This is a genomic window from Vibrio sp. S12_S33, from assembly GCF_963889785.1.
Taxonomy (GTDB): domain Bacteria; phylum Pseudomonadota; class Gammaproteobacteria; order Enterobacterales; family Vibrionaceae; genus Vibrio; species Vibrio aestuarianus.
This window is the reverse complement of record NZ_CAWPQZ010000124.1, coordinates 1-1,948: the sequence shown is the minus strand read 5'-3', so window position 1 is coordinate 1,948 and position 1,948 is coordinate 1. Positions and strand designations below refer to the sequence as shown.

General features: G+C 41.2%; 2 protein-coding genes. One reads left to right on the top strand and one right to left on the bottom strand.

Going from position 1 to position 1,948, the window contains the following annotated elements; all coding sequences use genetic code 11:
- Window positions 1-732: 732 nt before the first annotated feature.
- Window positions 733-867, bottom strand: coding sequence for a hypothetical protein (locus AACW06_RS19315; protein WP_339379023.1), 135 nt, complete (start codon window positions 865-867; stop codon window positions 733-735).
- Between the two features lie 324 nt (window positions 868-1,191).
- On the opposite strand from AACW06_RS19315, the gene AACW06_RS19310 reads away from it, so the two are divergent.
- Window positions 1,192-1,629, top strand: coding sequence for a hypothetical protein (locus tag AACW06_RS19310; protein WP_192076302.1), 438 nt, complete (start codon window positions 1,192-1,194; stop codon window positions 1,627-1,629).
- Window positions 1,630-1,948: the final 319 nt, after the last annotated feature.

Here is a 1,948-nt window from a genome sequence, read left to right as displayed (position 1 = left end):
GGTGAATTTAGGGTGGAAAGGCTTTGGGTTTTCTAGCTACACACCGGACAAATCTCAGCTTCTCAACTATCTCGCCAGTGGCACTTTTCGGGAAGTGTTTGAACTTAACGAAGTCTGCTTACGGGAAATGTTGTGTTTGTTAAGTTCGTTGGCGCGGCTTCTTTGCTGTTGAAGTTCATGAATGCCTAAATTCATTTCGTGTGCTTTGTCGTTGGCTTTTTCGATAGAATTCTTTGCAAATTACCGAGCTCAGGAATGGTGATTTATTCGGCCATTTCTTCTTTGCCAAGGGCATTTCGTGGATTAGGTTTTAATTTCACAGCTGTCCGTTTTACTTTGCCGTTTGAAAGCAATAATGTGTTTCAAATTAGGCATTTTGGCGTAATTTGCTAGCGAAAGTGCAGCAGCTAACTAGGCGTTTAAGACGGATTCCCAACGCTTGGGAGTTTTGGCTCTAGGTTGAGTTTTGTGTTTAAGGCGCAATGGTTTAGGATTGTGGTCGCGTTGCTCACCACTTAACGCGGCGTTAGCTGGGGTTAAGAAAAGCTGTGAATTTAGGGTGGAAAGGCTTTTAGTTTTCTAGCTACACACCGGACAAATCTTAGCTTCTCAACTATCTCGCCAGTGGCACTTTTCGGGAAGTGTTTGAACTTAACGAAGTCTGCTTACGGGAAGTGTTGTGTTTGTTAAGTTCGTTGGCGCGGCTTCTTTGGTGTTGAAATTCATGAATGTCTAAATTCGTTTCGTGTGCTTTGTCGTTGGCTTTTTCGATAGAATTCTTTGCAAATGACCGAGCTCAGGAATGGTGATTTTCTCGGTCATTTCTTCTTTGCCAAGCGCATTTCGTGGATTGGGTTTTAATTTCACTGCTGTCTGTTTTACTTTGCCGTTTGAAAGCAATAATTTGTCTCAAATTAGGCACTTTGGCGTAATTTGCTAGCGAAAGTGCAGCAGCTAACTAGGCGTTTAAGACGGATTCCCAACGCTTGGGAGTTTCGGCTCTAGGTTGAGTTTTTGTGTTTAAGGCGCAATGGTTTAGGATTGTGGTCGCGTTGCTCACCACTTAACGCAGCGTTAGCATATTGAGGAAATATGAACGATAAAGTAATAGTGGCTTTGATTTCAGTTGGAGTTGGGTGGTGCTTATCTCAGTTTACCGAAATTGTTAGATCTAAGATAAGGAGCCGTAAGTTGAAATCTGCTTTAGGCGCTGAGCTAGAAGACATTTCGTTCAAGTTAAGCAAATCCCGTGAGTACTGCGAAAGTTTCGCGAAATCTCTACTTGAGGGAGAGCGTTTTAATTTCATCCCTCTTAAAATTAAAACTCTAGTTCACGACAAGTATTATGCTGAATTGTATGCTTCCTATAACCAGTCTGAACGAATTGCGCTGTCAGCGATTTATGGTCAATTGGAGCACTTTAATTCTTTAATTGATGATTTTGACTCGAATCATATGGAACAGCAATATATTCAAATGTTTCAGGTTATAATGCTTACTTTGGGTTCGATAGAACAATTTTTCGAAGACCCTAATAAGCAATTAGGGGATGTTGAAGGCAAAATGCAAAAAATTAATAATGAAATTGAAAACTACTCGATGCAGATAGTCGCGAGCAAAATATGCTAACAAGCAATTTAAGAGGGATTCACAACGCTTGGCGCTTTTGTTTCTACTTCGGTTTTAGTGTTTATGACACAATGCTTTAGGTTTGGATGGAAGCGTTGTTCACCCCTTAATTGGGCGTTAGCTGGGGTTAAGAAAAACGGTGAATTTAGGGTGGAAAGGCTTTCTGTTTTCTAGCTACACACCGGACAGATTTCAGCTTCTCAACTATCTCGCCAGTGGCACTTTTTGGAAAGTGTTTGAACTTAACGAAGTCTGCTTACGGGAAGTGTTGTGTTTGTTAAGTTCGTTGGTGCGGCTTCTTTGGTGTTGAAATTTATGC